Source organism: Pseudomonas sp. FEMGT703P (genome assembly GCF_002786345.1).
Lineage (GTDB): Bacteria > Pseudomonadota > Gammaproteobacteria > Pseudomonadales > Pseudomonadaceae > Aquipseudomonas > Aquipseudomonas peli.
On the sequence record NZ_PGCM01000012.1, the window covers coordinates 263,094 to 277,581 of the forward strand.

The 14,488-nt window shown below is 62.5% G+C and carries 13 protein-coding genes; 4 read left to right on the forward strand and 9 right to left on the reverse strand.

Features of this window, described 5'->3' with window-relative positions; all coding sequences use genetic code 11:
* Nucleotides 1-49: 49 nt before the first annotated feature.
* The 3 genes from CUR33_RS18885 (at nt 50) to CUR33_RS18895 (ending at nt 3,080) form a co-directional block, all read left to right on the forward strand.
* The gene (locus CUR33_RS18885) at nt 50-2,143 is read left to right on the forward strand and encodes a TonB-dependent copper receptor (protein WP_289240569.1); all 2,094 of its coding nucleotides are present in this window, start codon (nt 50-52) and stop codon (nt 2,141-2,143) included.
* Nucleotides 2,144-2,280: 137 nt separating this feature from the next.
* Complete coding sequence (locus CUR33_RS18890) at nt 2,281-2,547, forward strand: PepSY domain-containing protein (protein WP_090255403.1); 267 nt, start codon at nt 2,281-2,283, stop codon at nt 2,545-2,547.
* Nucleotides 2,547-3,080 carry a cytochrome b/b6 domain-containing protein gene (locus CUR33_RS18895; RefSeq protein WP_167147538.1) on the forward strand — a complete coding sequence of 178 codons (534 nt, stop codon included), beginning with the start codon at nt 2,547-2,549 and terminating at the stop codon, nt 3,078-3,080. Before CUR33_RS18890 ends, CUR33_RS18895 begins: the two co-directional genes overlap by 1 nt.
* Before the next feature lie 78 nt (nt 3,081-3,158).
* On the opposite strand, the gene CUR33_RS18900 is transcribed toward CUR33_RS18895, so the two are convergent.
* The 9 genes from CUR33_RS18900 to CUR33_RS18940 all read right to left on the reverse strand — a co-directional run bounded on the left by CUR33_RS18900 (nt 3,159) and on the right by CUR33_RS18940 (nt 12,979).
* Nucleotides 3,159-4,106, reverse strand: coding sequence for an adenosine deaminase (locus tag CUR33_RS18900; RefSeq protein ID WP_289240570.1), 948 nt, complete (start codon nt 4,104-4,106; stop codon nt 3,159-3,161).
* Nucleotides 4,107-4,246: 140 nt separating this feature from the next.
* Complete coding sequence (locus CUR33_RS18905; protein WP_289240571.1) at nt 4,247-5,215, reverse strand: 2-oxoglutarate and iron-dependent oxygenase domain-containing protein; 969 nt, start codon at nt 5,213-5,215, stop codon at nt 4,247-4,249.
* Between the two features lie 131 nt (nt 5,216-5,346).
* Nucleotides 5,347-6,429, reverse strand: a complete 1,083-nt coding sequence (locus tag CUR33_RS18910) for a BMP family ABC transporter substrate-binding protein (protein WP_289240572.1) — start codon at nt 6,427-6,429, stop codon at nt 5,347-5,349.
* A 204-nt stretch (nt 6,430-6,633) separates the two neighbouring features.
* On the reverse strand, nt 6,634-7,560 hold the full coding sequence (locus tag CUR33_RS18915) for an ABC transporter permease (RefSeq protein ID WP_090255394.1): 927 nt from the start codon (nt 7,558-7,560) through the stop codon (nt 6,634-6,636).
* Nucleotides 7,561-7,583: 23 nt separating this feature from the next.
* Nucleotides 7,584-8,681: an ABC transporter permease gene (locus CUR33_RS18920; protein ID WP_289240573.1), complete on the reverse strand. Its 1,098-nt coding sequence runs from the start codon at nt 8,679-8,681 to the stop codon at nt 7,584-7,586.
* Between the two features lie 11 nt (nt 8,682-8,692).
* Nucleotides 8,693-10,273 carry an ABC transporter ATP-binding protein gene (locus CUR33_RS18925; protein WP_289240647.1) on the reverse strand — a complete coding sequence of 527 codons (1,581 nt, stop codon included), beginning with the start codon at nt 10,271-10,273 and terminating at the stop codon, nt 8,693-8,695.
* A gap of 180 nt (nt 10,274-10,453) precedes the next feature.
* Nucleotides 10,454-11,038 (reverse strand): IMPACT family protein, encoded by a 585-nt coding sequence (locus CUR33_RS18930; RefSeq protein ID WP_289240574.1) that lies wholly within the window; start codon nt 11,036-11,038, stop codon nt 10,454-10,456.
* Nucleotides 11,038-11,709 (reverse strand): TetR/AcrR family transcriptional regulator, encoded by a 672-nt coding sequence (locus tag CUR33_RS18935; RefSeq protein ID WP_289240575.1) that lies wholly within the window; start codon nt 11,707-11,709, stop codon nt 11,038-11,040. Before CUR33_RS18935 ends, CUR33_RS18930 begins: the two co-directional genes overlap by 1 nt.
* A gap of 352 nt (nt 11,710-12,061) precedes the next feature.
* Nucleotides 12,062-12,979, reverse strand: a complete 918-nt coding sequence (locus tag CUR33_RS18940) for a LysR family transcriptional regulator (protein WP_090255384.1) — start codon at nt 12,977-12,979, stop codon at nt 12,062-12,064.
* Between the two features lie 145 nt (nt 12,980-13,124).
* Between CUR33_RS18940 and CUR33_RS18945 the strand changes: the two genes are divergently transcribed.
* Nucleotides 13,125-14,471, forward strand: a complete 1,347-nt coding sequence (locus tag CUR33_RS18945) for an aspartate aminotransferase family protein (RefSeq protein ID WP_289240576.1) — start codon at nt 13,125-13,127, stop codon at nt 14,469-14,471.
* Nucleotides 14,472-14,488 lie beyond the last annotated feature (17 nt).

A 14,488-nucleotide genomic window follows, 5' to 3' on the forward strand; every position in this document is an offset into this window, starting at 1 on the left:
GTATGCGGTGCTGGCCATTCCCTGGTTTTGTCTCGATTCTGGAATACTCATGTCTACTCGTTCGCTTTTGATCAGCGCTGCACCTTTCCGTCTGGCGCCGCTGTGTATCGGCCTGCTGTTGGCCACTCAGGCGCATGCCGCGCAAACCACCGAACACGACCCGGAACACCACGCGCTGCAATTGCCGCCAACGGTGGTCACCGCCGTGCAGCAGAGCTCGCCACTGACTGTGGTGGCCGACCCCAAGGATCCGCGCCAGCCGGTGCCGGCCAGTGACGCCGCCGATTACCTGAAGACCATTCCCGGTTTCTCCGCGATTCGCAGCGGTGGCAGCAACAGTGATCCCGTGCTGCGCGGCATGTTTGGTTCGCGCTTATTGCTGCTCACCGACGGCGGGCAGATGCTCGGTGCCTGCCCAGGGCGTATGGATGCACCCAGCTCGTACATCTCGCCGGAAACCTTTGACCTGCTGACCGTGACCAAGGGCCCGCAAACGGTGATTTGGGGCCCAGGTGCCTCGGCCGGTGTGGTGCGTTTCGACCGTGAGCCGGAGCGTTTCGGTGAGCTGGGTGCGCGGCTGCATGCCAGCGTGCTGGCGGGCTCCAACGGCCGTTTCGACCAGACCCTGGATGGCGCTGTGGGCGGCGAGCAGGGCTACCTGCGGGTGACCGGCAACCGCTCGCATTCGGACGATTACGAGAACGGAAACGGCGACACCATCCCCTCGCGCTGGGATAAATGGAACGGCGACGTGGCCCTGGGCTGGACGCCGGATGACGATACGCTGATTGAGCTCACCGCCGGCCGTGGCGATGGCGAGGCGCGCTACGGCGGCCGTGGCATGGACGGCACCCAGTTCCAGCGTGAAAGCCTGGGCCTGCGCGTGGAGCGCAGCAACCTCGGTGGCGTGCTGGATAAGGTCGAGGCCAAGGTCTACTACAACTACGCCGACCACATCATGGACAACTTCCGCCTGCGCATGCCCGACCCGACCAGCATGATGGCCGGGCCGATGGCCGCCCAGGTTGACCGCCGCACCCTGGGTGCACGCCTGGCTGCCACCTGGGCGTGGGAGGATGTCGAGCTGATCACCGGCGTCGATGCTCAGCGCAGCGAACACCGCCAGCGCAGCTCCACCCTGAGCATGATGGGTAACTACACCGACGCCGATCGTTTCCCCTGGGACAAGGACGCGCTGATGCACAATTACGGTGTGTTCGCCGAGTCTACCTGGCGCCTGGACGAGCGTGATCGACTGGTCTCCGGCGCGCGCCTGGACCGTGCCACGGCCAAGGATTACCGGCCGAGCTTCAGCGACATGATGGGCATGTCGACGCCCAACCCGACGGCTGGCGAGACCCGCGCCGATACCCTACCGAGTGGCTTTGTGCGCTACGAGCACGACCTGTCCGGCTCGCCGACTACCGTCTATGCCGGTATCGGTCACGTGCAGCGCTTCCCCGATTATTGGGAGCTGTTCTCTGCCGGCCTCAATGGCCCGGCTGGCGCGAAAAACGCCTTCGACGGCATCAAACCGGAGAAGACCACCCAGCTGGATGTCGGTATTCAATACCAGGGCGACGCCCTGCAGGCCTGGGCCTCGGCCTATGTCGGCCAGGTGCGTGACTACATCCTGTTTGACTACCGCGGCATGAGCACCCAGGCCGACAACATCGATGCGCGCATCATGGGCGGCGAGCTGGGTGTGGCCTATGACCTGACGACCAACTGGAAGACCGATGCCACCCTGGCTTATGCCTGGGGCAAAAACAGCTCCGATGGCGAAGCGCTGCCGCAGATGCCGCCGCTGGAAGCACGCCTGGGCCTGACCTATCAGCGTGACGACTGGAGCGTTGGCGCCCTGTGGCGGGTGGTTGATGGGCAGGGCCGCATTGCGGACGGGCGCGGTAACGTGGTGGGGCAGGATTTCAGCGACAGCGCCGGCTTCGGCGTGCTCTCGCTTAATGGTGCTTACCGTGTAACCAAGCAGGTCAAACTCAGCGCCGGGGTGGATAACCTGCTCGACAAGCAATACGCCGAGCACCTCAACCTGGGCGGTGATGCCGGTTTCGGCTTCCCTGCCGATACCCGGATTGATGAGCCAGGCCGGACGTTGTGGGCCAAGGTCGATTACGACTTCTGATCCTGATAGATCTGGCGTGTTGGCAAAGGGCTCATCATTTGATGGGCCCTTTGCGTTTCCTAATACAGCCTTAAGCTTGCCGCGCGACAGTAGTCCCCGCAGACACACACCTTCCCCTGCATCACGAGGACTTCACTATGCGCAAATTGCTTCTGCTGTCTCTGGTTCTGGCCAGCCCGCTGACCTTCGCCGCCACCCAATGCACCACCGCCGACAAGGCGCAGTGGCAGGACCAGGACAAATTCCAGGCTGACCTCAAAGCCCAGGGCTACGAGATTAAGAAGTTCAAAGTGACCGGTGGCAACTGCTACGAAATCTACGGCTTCAACAAAGAAGGCCAGAAGGTCGAAATTTACTTCGATCCGGTCAGCGGCAAGGTCATCAAAGGCGGCGTTGAAGACTGATGAACAACGCCACCACACGCCTCTGGGACCCGCTGGTCAGATTGTTCCATTGGTCTCTGGCGAGCGCTTTCCTGGCCAATTACTTCTTCACCGAAGAGGGCGAGAACTGGCACCGCTGGTTCGGTTACTACGCCGTGGCCTGGCTGGCGATCCGCCTAGTGTGGGGTTTTATCGGCTCACCGGCTGCGCGCTGGGCGGACTTTTGGCCGACCCGGGCGCGCCTGGCCGAACACCTGCGGGCATTGCTCAGCGGGCGTGATTACCACCGCATGGGGCATTCCCCGCTGGGCGGCTTGGTGATGATCGGCATGATGCTGTTGATGCTCGGCCTGGGTGTGACCGGCTTTCTGATGGAGGAGGTCGATTACTTCTGGGGCGCTGATTTACCGCTGGAACTCCATGAATTCTGCGCCGATGGGCTGATGGCCCTGGTGGGCCTGCACATCGCGGCGGCGCTGTTTGAAAGCTACCGCCTGAAGGAAAACCTGCCGCTGTCGATGGTCACCGGTAAGCGGCGCAAGCTGGATCACTGAGTTTTTATCTGTCGCGGCTGAAGCCCGGCCCACAGCGTATACGGACTGTGGGCGGGGCTTCAGTCGCGATGATTTTGCTTAAACCAGGCGCGCATCCAGGCTGTTCTGCGCCAGGCGCTTGGCCTGCTCCTGAGTCATGCCCAGGCTGTCGTACAGCGCGGCGAAGTTTTCGGTGACGTAGCCGCCGAAGTAGGCCGGGTCATCCGAGTTCACCGTCACCTTCACGCCGCGTTCGAGCATCTGCAGGATGTTGTGCTGGCGCATGTCGTCGAATACACAGAGCTTGGTATTGGACAGCGGGCAGACGGTCAGCGGGATCTGCTCATCGATGATGCGCTGCATCAGGCGCTCGTCTTCGATGGCGCGCACACCATGGTCGATGCGCTTGATTTTCAGCAGGTCCAGGGCTTCCCAGATGTACTCGGGTGGGCCTTCCTCGCCCGCGTGGGCGACGGTCAGATAGCCTTCACTGCGCGCCTTGTCGAACACGCGCTGGAACTTGCTCGGCGGGTGGCCCATCTCCGAGCTGTCCAAACCGACGGCGATAAACGCATCGCGGAATGGCCTGGCCTGTTCCAGGGTTTTGAACGCTTCTTCTTCGGGCAGATGGCGCAGAAAGCTCAGGATCAAACCGTGGCTGATGCCCAGTTGTTTCTCGCCATCGACCAGCGCCTGCTTGATGCCGCGCAGCACCACTTCAAAGGGAATGCCCCGATCGGTGTGGGTCTGCGGGTCGAAGAACGGCTCGGTGTGGATGACGTTCTGCGCTTTGCACTTTTGCAGGTAGGCCCAGGTCAGGTCGTAGAAATCCTGCTCGGTGCGCAGTACATCGGCCCCGGCGTAATACAGGTCGAGAAACTCCTGCAGGTTGTTGAACGCGTAGGCGCTGCGCAGCGCTTCAACATCGTTCCAGGGCAGGGCAATCTTGTTGCGCTCGGCCAGGGCAAACAGCAACTCGGGCTCCAGCGAGCCCTCAATGTGCAGGTGCAGTTCGGCCTTGGGCAGGGCGTTGAGCCAGTCGTACATGGTCAGATCTCGTTATCAGGCGTGGTCGCGACAAAGTTTAACCGTAAGGACAGGATTTCGCCGAATCAGCCGGGCGCTAAATCGCCTTGACCGCGCAACGCGCTCGCGGCTAAGGCCGTTCCTCCGGGGCGCGGGCGGTGTTATGCGCCCGCCTGTTCTTCACGCCGATAAGCGTAGGTGTCGGCAAAGCGCGAGAGCAGGTATTCGGCGCTGGTTACTGACGGATACTTGGGTGGGTTGCTGGCGTCCGAGCAGTTCGGTAGGCAGCTGATTTCGGTATCCGGGTGCGGTTCGGCGAAGAACGGCATGGAGTAGCGATCAACCCCCAGCGGGCTGATGACCCGGTGCGGGGTGGAGGTGTAACGGTCGTTGCTCCAGCGCGCGAGCATGTCGCCGATGTTCACCACAAAGCTGCCAGCCATCGGCGGTGCATCAATCCATTCACCGTCACGGTTGCGCACCTGCAGGCCGCCGGCGTCGTCCTGATAGAGCAGAGTGATGCAACCGTAATCGGTGTGCGCCCCGGCGCCTTGCTGTTCGGCGCTGCTGGCGGTGTGGCGCGGTGGATAGTGGATCATCCGTAGCACGCTGATCGGCTCATTGAAGCGCGTGTCGAAAAAATCGCGGTCGATATTCAGGGCAATGGTCATTGCGCGCAGCAGGGTTTGCGCCAGCGCCTGCATATCGGCGTAGTGCTGCTCCATCAGGCTGGCCCAGCCGGGCAGATCGGGGTGACGGTTTGCGCCGCGTAGCGGCTTGCCGGCCAGCACCTCGGGGTGGTTGAGGTCCATGTGGAAACCCATATCGAAGGTTTCCTTGAGATCGCTCGGTTTGCTCGGGTCGAGCTGCTCGGTGGCAATCGCGCCGTAGCCACGGTGATGGGCTGTCTGGGTGATGTCGATCTTGAGCTTTTCTGCAGCCGGCAGGGCGAAGAAAGTTTTGGCGGCGCTCAGCAATTCGGCGATCCGCGCCGGGCTGATCGGGTGGCCGGTGATGTAGAAAAAGCCCCACTCGCGGCAGGCGCGGTCTATCTGCTCAGCCACGGCGGGCCAGGCGGTTGGATCGGCTGAGTAAAGCGGGGCGATGTCAATAATCGGTAGGGTGTGCATAGAGGCTCCGGGTGGGGGCATGCTGCGAGTCTTCTCGTACCCAGGGCAGCGAAAAAGGACGATGCCCGTTAAGGCATCGTCCTTTTGATGCGGTTCTGCCAGTGAGGCAGGGACGGCATCTGGGTTATGACTTACTTCGGCAGTTCAGCCTTTACGTTTTCCACGTAGTAGTTCATCGAGGCCAGTTCGGCGTTGGTCGCGGCGACGCCGGTCGGGATTTTTTCTACGCCGCTCTGGTCCTTGATCGGGCCGGTGAACGGGTGGAAGGCGCCGCTCTTGATGTCGGCGATGATCTGCTCGGCTTCGGTTTTCACATCCGCCGGCACCAGGTCGCTGATCGGCAGGCGAATGGTGTCTTCAGCCAGGCCGCCCCAGAAATCCTGTGGTGCCCACTTGCCGTCGATCACAGCTTGGGTGGATTTGACGTAGTGCGGGCCCCAGTCGTTGACGATTGAGGTCAGTACAGCTTTTGGCCCGAAGTGCGCCATGTCCGAGGCGTAGCCCACAGAATAGACGCCGCGACGTTCGGCGGTCTGGATCGGCGCAGGGCTGTCAGTGTGCTGGAACACCACGTCGACACCCTGGTCGATCAGCGCGTTGGCCGCATCAGATTCTTTGCCCGGATCGAACCAGGAGTTAACCCACACCACCTTGATCTCGGTGCCGGGGTTGTACTTGTCCAGGGCCAGCTGGATGGCGTTGATGTCGCGGATGACTTCCGGGATCGGGAAGGAGGCGACGTAGCCGACTTTCTTGGTCTTGGTCATCTTCGCCGCGAGGAAGCCGCCGACATAACGGCCCTCATAGGAACGCGACAGGTAGGTGCCGAGGTTCTTGTCCTGCTTGTAGCCGGTGGCGTGCTCGAAGGTCAGCTTGGGGAACTGCTTGGCGACTTTCAGCGTCGGGTTCATGTAGCCGAAGGAGGTGGTGAAGATCAGGTCATAACCACCCTTGGCCATGTTGCGAATCACCCGCTCGGCGTCCGCACCTTCCGGGACGTTTTCCACGTAGCTGGTTTCAACCTTGTCGCCGAGCTGTTTGATCACCGCCTGACGGCCTTGCTCATGCTGGTAAGTCCAGCCGTGGTCGCCAATCGGACCAATGTAGACAAAGCCGACCTTCAACGGATCGGCGGCAGATGCGCCCAATGTGGCGCTAAAGCCAAGGGCGGCAACGAGGGTGCGCAGCAGCGGTTTTTTGCTCTTCTCGAACATGGTTGGCGGAACTCCGATGTGTGTGGGTACGTTGTTGTTAAACAGCTGCCGGTTGGATTGCAAAAAGCTGACCAACTGGACAATTAGCGCTGCGCGTGGCGTAAAAACGCAGAACCCCGCCGAAGCGGGGTTCTGTGGAGGTGCTGTGCTGGTGCTGTGCTGGTGCGTCAGGTGCTGCTTGTGCTGCCTGCTGGTGCGTGGGGGTCAGTGCCCCGGCTGCCAGGGCTTGCCCAGTGATACCGGGGCAAACAGGCGTGTCTTGATCGCGTCGCGCGACAGCAGAACCAGCACCAGGATGGTGGCCACATAGGGCAGCATCGCCAGCAGGTTGGAAGGGATCGACAGGCCGATGCCCTGTGCCACCAGATGGATGATGCTGGCCAGGCCGAACAGATAGGCGCCGAGCAATACGCGGAATACCCGCCAGCTGGCAAATACCACCAGTGCCAGGGCGATCCAGCCGCGCCCAGCGGTCATGTTTTCAGCCCACATCGGTGTATAGGCCAGCGACAGGTAACCGCCCGCCAAGCCGGCCATGGCTCCGCCGAACAACACCGCCAAGGTACGCACGCGCAGCACCGGCAGGCCCATGGCGCTGGCCGCGTCGGGGTTTTCACCGACCGCCTGGATGATCAAACCGATGCGGCTTTTCAGCAGCACCCAAGCGACTAAACCGAACAGGGCGAAGGACAGGTAAACCAGAATGTCCTGGGCAAACAGCATGCGCCCGATCAGCGGAATTTCACTGAGCAGCGGAATGGCGATGGGCTCGAAACCGGCCAGCGGTTTGCCGACCCAGGCCGCGCCGACAAAGGTCGACAGGCCGACGCCGAAGATGGTCAGCGCCAGCCCGGTGGCCACCTGATTGGCGTTAAAGCCCAGGGCCACGGCGGCGAACAGCATCGACAGCAGCATGCCAGCGCTCATCGCCAGCAGCACGCCGAGCCACAGGTTGCCGGTACTCAGGGCGACGATAAAACCGATCACCGCGCCGAAAAGCATCATGCCTTCCTGGCCAAGGTTGAGCACGCCGCTTTTCTCACAGATCAGTTCACCCAACGCCACCAGCAGCAGCGGCGTACCGGTGCGCACCATGGCGTAGAAAATATTGCTTAACAGGTCGAGGTCCATCGGGAATTCCTACAGATACGTTGTCAGGCCATTGCTTCGGCGTTGGTTGTGCGCTGCGCCCATTTCCACTTCAGTCGTGGCCGATAGAGGATCAGCACGTCGCAGGCGAGCAGGAAGAACAGCATCATTCCCTGGAACAGTTGGGTGATCGCCTGGGGCAGGTTCATGGTCATCTGCGCGTTCTCGCCGCCCAGGTACAACAGGGCCATCAGCAGGCTGGCGAACAGAATGCCGAGCGGATTCAGGCGGCCGAGAAAGGCCACGGTGATCGCCGCGTAGCCGTAGCCCGGTGATACCTGCGGCACCAGTTGGCCAATCGGTCCGGCCACTTCACCGACACCCGCCAGCCCGGCCAGGCCGCCGCTGACCAGCAGGGTAAACCACACCAAGCGCTTCTCGCGAAAGCCGACAAAGCCGGCGGCGCGGCGGTCGAGGCCGAGCACCTTGATCTGAAAACCGAGAAAGCTCTTGTGCAGCAACACCCACACCGCCACCAAGGCCAGCAGGGCGAAGTACAGGCCGGCATGCAGGCGACCGTCCTCGCTGACCAGCGGCAAGCGGCTGGCATCGCCGAACATCGCCGATTCGGGGAAGTTGAAACCGGCCGGATCTTTCAACGGGCCGTGTACGAAGAACAGCAGCAGGTTCAGCGCGATGTAGTTGAGCATGATGCTGGTGAGGATTTCGTTGGCATTGAACTGCGTGCGCAACCAGGCGGTGAGGCCGCCCCAGGCTGCACCCGCTGCCACGCCGGCGAGCACCACCAAGACCAGCGCCCAGCGGCTGTCCCAGTCGATGATCTGGATCGCCATGGCGCTGCCGGCCAGTGCGCCGAGCAGCAGCTGACCTTCCGCGCCGATGTTCCAGATGCGCGCCTGGTAGGCCACGGCCAGGCCAAGTGCACAGAGCAGAATCGGCAGCGCCTTGACCAGCAGTTCGGAGACGCCATACCAGTCGGCCAGCGGCGCGATCAGCAGGGTGTGCAGGGTGTCCAGCGGGTCGTGGCCGAGCAGGGCGAATAACAGCGCGCCGCTGCACAGAGTCAGCACCGCGGCGAGTAGCGGCGATAGCCAGAGCATGGCGCGCGATTGCTGGCCACGCGGTTCGAGGGATAACAGCATGGAAAACTCCGTCAGCTCAGGCTGGCAGCAGCGGCTGCCGGCGTGCTTGTGATAGGGGGAAGTGGGGCGAATTCACCGGCCATCCAGCGGCCGACTTCTACCGCTTCGGTTTCTGCGGTAGCGGCCAGGGGCGAGAGCTTGCCGCTGCACAGCGCGCCAATGCGGTCGCTGATCTGGAACAGCTCGTCGAGGTCTTCGGAGATCACCAGAATCGCCGCGCCGGCATCGCGCAGGGCAATCAGCGCGCGATGAATCGCCGCCGCCGCGCCCACGTCCACGCCCCAGGTTGGGTGCGCGGCAACCAGTAATTTGGGGTTCTGTAGGATTTCGCGGCCGAGGATAAATTTCTGCAGGTTGCCGCCGGACAGGCTGCGCGCGGGCGCATCGGCATCCGGCGTCTTCACCGCAAAGCGCTTGATGATTTCGTCAGCCAGGGCACGCACCTTGCCGCGTTGAATCAGCCCCTTACTCAGCAGGCCTTGCTGAAAAGCGGTGAGCAGGGCGTTATCACTCAGGCTCATATCCGGCACCGCGCCGTGACCCAGGCGTTCGGCCGGAACAAAGGCCAGGCCCAGCTTGCGCCGCGCGTCCGGGTACAGGTCGGCAATCGGTTGCGTGTCCAGGCTGATGCGTTCGCGCTCGCTGCGCGGCAGGCGGGTTTCGCCACTGAGCAGGGCCAGCAGCTCGTCCTGACCATTGCCGGCGACCCCGGCGATGCCGACGATCTCACCGCTGCGTACTTCCAGGCGGATCTGGCTGAGGGTGCAGCCGAACGGGTCGGCGTTGTGCCAGCTGAGATCATCCACGCGCAAACGCGGTAGGCCGCCTGTGACTTTCGGGTAACTGCTTTCCAGGCCTTCAGCGTCGCCGACCATCAGCCGCGCCAGCTGCAGATCGCTGCATTCGGCGGGCATGCAACGCCCCGACACCTTGCCGCCGCGCAGCACCGTGGCGCTCTGGCACAGGGCACGCACCTCGCCGAGCTTGTGGCTGATAAACAGAATGCTGCAGCCCTCAGCCGCCAGACGGCGCAGCGTAACGAACAGTTCGTCGGCCTCTTGCGGGGTTAGCACCGAGGTCGGCTCATCGAGGATCAAGAGTTTGATGTCCTGCATCAGGCAACGGACGATCTCCACCCGCTGCCGCTCGCCGATGGACAGGCTGTGCACCAGCCGGCCCGGTTCCAGGGCCATGCCATAACGCTGCGAGACTTCGCGAATCTTCGGCTCCAGCTGTTTCGGTGTGCCGGCCGCAGCGCCCATGGCCAAGGCGATGTTCTCCGCCACCGTCAGGGTCTCGAATAGCGAGAAGTGCTGAAACACCATGCCTACGCCAAGGCTGCGCGCCATGGCCGGGTCACGCATTTTCAAGGCCTCACCCTGCCAGCGAATCTCGCCGCTGTCGGGTTGGGTGACGCCGTAGATGATCTTCATCAGGGTGCTTTTGCCGGCACCGTTCTCGCCGAGTAGCGCATGGATTTCCCCAGGCGCGATGCTCAGATCGATACGGTCGTTGGCCAGGCAGCCGGGGTAGCGCTTGCTGATACCGCTCAGCTGCAAGCGTGGAACAGAAGGGGAACTGGACATGGACAGAGGCTCGGGAATGACAACTGCCCTGGCTAAAGCAAAAAGCTGGCCAGTGAGTCAGAAAAGCCTGCTGGCGGCGTCGATGCAAGCCCTGCCGTAATACCACGCCATTAAGTGGCCCTAGCTTGGTGCAAGGCGACGAGATGCTGGTGCGTTTTGGCGCAGTGCAGAGCGTTGCGCCAGGATTTAGAGCGGCCGCAGCTCACTCCGCCCACGGCTGATATCCGCCAGCAGCCGCTGCAGTTCGGCAACCCGTGGCGCGGGGATAGCCAGCTGCAGTTCGGCCCCGCTGGCGTCATAGCTTTCGCTCTCCAGCAGGCAGTCGAGCTCGGCCAGGCGAGCTTTGAGCAGCGGCAGTTCGGCAAACAGGCAATGGCAGTGAAACTGCTCACGGGCTACCAATTCGATGCGAGGCGCGGCTTGCAGGCATTTATTGGCGCTGCCGCCGTAGGCGCGGGCCAGGCCGCCTGTGCCGAGCTGGATGCCACCGTAGAAGCGGATCACCAACACCGCGACCTGATCCATCTCCTGGGCGTCGATGGCAGCGAGGATTGGCCGGCCGGCGGTACCACCGGGTTCGCCGTCATCACTGAAGCGGTACTGCGCACCCACCTTCCACGCCCAGCAATTGTGGCTGGCGCTGGCATCGCTGTGCGCGGTGATAAACGCCTGCGCCTCGGCCGCGCTGGCAACCGGCGCGGCGAGGGCGATAAAGCGGCTTTTGCGAATCTCCTCGCGGTACTCGCAAGGGCCGAGCAGGGTGAAGGGCATCAGGCGTCTTTGGCGGGCGGGGTCAGGCCGCAGCCCTTGAGGATGATGGCGATCAGCTGGTCGGCGGCTTCTTCGTAATCGGCTTTCACCAGGCGCGAGCGGCCGGTGACGCGGCAGATTTGCGAAGCAAAGTCGGCGTAATGCTGGGTGCTGCCCCACAGCAGAAAGATCAGGTGCACCGGATCCACCGGGTCCATCTTGCCGGCGGCGCTCCAGGCTTCGAACACCGCGGCGCGGCCACGGAACCAGGCCTGGTAATCCTGATTGAGCATCTGCGAGAGGTGCTCGCCCCCGCTGATCACTTCCATAGCGTAGATACGCGAAGCTTTCGGGTGGCGGCGGGAGAATTCCATCTTGGCGCGGATATACGCCGCCAGCGCCTCGGCTGGGTCGTCATCGACAGTAAGGTTGTTGAAGGTGTTGTCCCACAGCTCAAGGATGTTCACCAGCACCGCCTGATACAGCCCCAGCTTGTTGCTGAAGTAGTAGTGCAGGTTGGCCTTGGGCAGGCCAACGTTCTGCGCGATGGTGTTCATGCTGGTGCCTTTGAAGCCGTGGCGGGCGAACTCTTCCTCGGCGGCCTTGATGATCGCCTCTTCGTTTTTCTGCCGAATCCGGCCGGCAGGTTTGTTGTTCGGATCGGCTCGGTGCGCAAGTACTTCAACAGTCATGGGCGGTTCCGCAGTGGTCAGGTTTTCGGACGCCTGCACTGATACCCCAGCGCCGCTGAGGTGACAAGCGCGAGGGGCAGAAAAAGCTGGTTAAGCGCCATTTGCCGGGCCTTGTGCACTGTCTTTGTGCGAAAAACGACGCGTAACAGCAGGTTGTGCAGTGATCCAAAGCGCTGCGGATCAACAGGCTGTTGGAAAACGTAGGCGAGGCAGGCAAGACAAGGCGCTACGCCAGTAACAGCCTCCGGCTGGTCAAAACAGGCGAGGAAGCGGAGTTTACGAGCTGTAAATGAGCATTCCGAGCCTGTTTTTAACGCCGTATTGCCAACGCAGGTAGTTTTGCAGCGGCCTGTTAACCTTCGGCCAGGGCCTCCAGAAAGCTCTCCAGCACCAGGTGCGGGCGGCGGCCTTTGCGTGTCACCGAGGCTAGGCTGATGTCATAGAAGCGGCTGGCCGGTTTCAGCACGCGCAGGCGGCCCTGCTGCACCCAGGCTTGGGCGTAGTGGTCGGGTAGGTAACCGATATAGCGTCCGGTGAGGATGAGAAAGGCCATGCCTTCGCGGTCCGAGGCGCTGGCGGTGCAATTGAGCGCCTGGTAGTGGCTCTGCACTTCGGGCGGTAGGCGGAAGGTCGGCGCGATGGCCTCCTGGGCGTTCAGCCGCTCATCCTCCAACTGTTGATCATCGACATAGAACAGCGGGTGGCCGACCGCGCAGTAGAGCAGCGAACGCTCGTCGTACAGCGCCTGGTATTCCAACCCAGACAACGCCGTGACCTGCGGCACCACGCCGATGTGCAGGCGGCCGTCGAGCACACCTTGCTCCACCTCGCTCGGCGGCGTCATGCGGATGTGGATATGCACATCCGGGCCGCGCTCTTTCAACCGCGCCAAGGCATTGGTGATGCGCATATGCGGCACCGTCACCAGGTTGTCGGTCAGGCCGATATTCAGCTCGCCGCGCAGGTGCTGGTGCAGGCCGTTGACCTCCGTGCGAAAGCTCTCCAGCGCCGCCAGCAACTGCTGGGTGCTCTGGTAGACCTCGCGGCCTTCTTCGGTCAGGGCAAAGCCGGCGCGGCCGCGTTGGCACAGGCGCAGGCCGAGGCGTTGTTCCAAGTCGCTCATCTGTTGGCTGATCGCCGAGCGGCCGATGCCCAAAGCGCTTTCCGCCGCAGAAAAACCGCCGCACTCCACCACGCTACGAAACAGCTTGAGCAAGCGGATATCAAAGTCGCTGACTTGGGCCAGTGGGTCGGGGCGGCGAGTGCTCATGGTGAGGTGCTCATGGTGAGGTCTTTGTTTAGCGAGCGCTTAACTAAAGATAAGAAGAGTCGTGTTTTCCTGACTCTAAGCCCGTGGCACCTTTACTGGCAACAGATTCGACTTTACCGCTTCAATCGCCCACACCGAGGCCACCATGAACATGCCGCAGATCGAAGTCCCGTCCCTGGCCAGCCAGCTCAAGCTGGATGCGCACTGGATGCCGTTTTCCGCCAACCGCAACTTCAAGCGCGACCCGCGTTTGATCGTCGGCGCCGATGGCAATCACTTCATCGATGACAAGGGCCGTCGCGTATTCGACAGCCTGTCCGGCCTGTGGACCTGTGGCGCTGGGCACAACCGCAAGGAAATTCAGGAGGCCGTGGCCAAGCAGCTGGGCACCCTGGATTACGCACCGGGCTTCCAGTACGGCCACCCGCTGTCCTATCAGCTGGCCGAGAAAATCACCGAGCTGACCCCAGCCGGCCTCGATCACGTGTTCTACACCGACTCCGGCTCCGAGTGCGCCGACACCTCAGTGAAGATGGCCAAGGCCTACTGGCGCCTGAAAGGCCAACCGAGCAAAACCAAATTTATTGGCCGCGCCCGTGGCTACCACGGCGTGAACATCGCCGGCACCTCGCTGGGTGGCATTGGCGGTAACCGCAAGATGTTCGGCCAGATGATGGACGCCGACCACCTGCCGCACACCTTGCAGTCGAACCTGGCCTTCACCAAGGGCATGGCGGCCACCGGTGGCGTGGAACTGGCCAACGAGCTGCTGAAACTGATCGAACTGCACGACGCCTCGAACATTGCCGCGGTGATTGTCGAGCCGATGTCCGGCTCCGCCGGGGTGATCGTGCCGCCAGTTGGCTACCTGCAGCGCCTGCGTGAGATCTGCACGCAGTACAACATCCTGCTGATCTTCGATGAAGTGATCACCGCCTACGGCCGTATGGGCAAGTGGACCGGTGCCGAGTTCTTCGGCGTGGTGCCGGACATCATGAACACCGCCAAGCAGGTCACCAACGGCGCGATTCCGCTGGGCGCAGTGATCGCTTCCAGCGAGATCTACAACACCTTTATGAACCAGGCGATCCCCGAGCACATGGTCGAGTTTGGCCACGGCTACACCTACTCGGGCCACCCGGTGGCTTGCGCCGCCGGCCTGGCAACCCTGGAGCTGCTCAAGCGCGACAACCTGATCGAGCAGTCCGCCGCCCTGGCACCGATCTTTGAAGAGAAGCTGCACAGCCTCAAAGGCAGCAAGAACGTCGTCGACATCCGCAACTGCGGCCTGGCCGGCGCGATCCAGATCGCCCCGCGTGACGGCGACCCGGTGATCCGTCCGTTCGAGGCCGGTATCAAACTGTGGAACGCCGGTTTCTACGTGCGCTTCGGCGGCGACACCCTGCAGTTCGGGCCAACCTTCAACACCAAGCCCGAGCAGCTGGACTCCGTGTTCAACGCCGTCGGCGACGTGCTGAACAGCCTCGACTAAGCGACCCCTCATTCCCT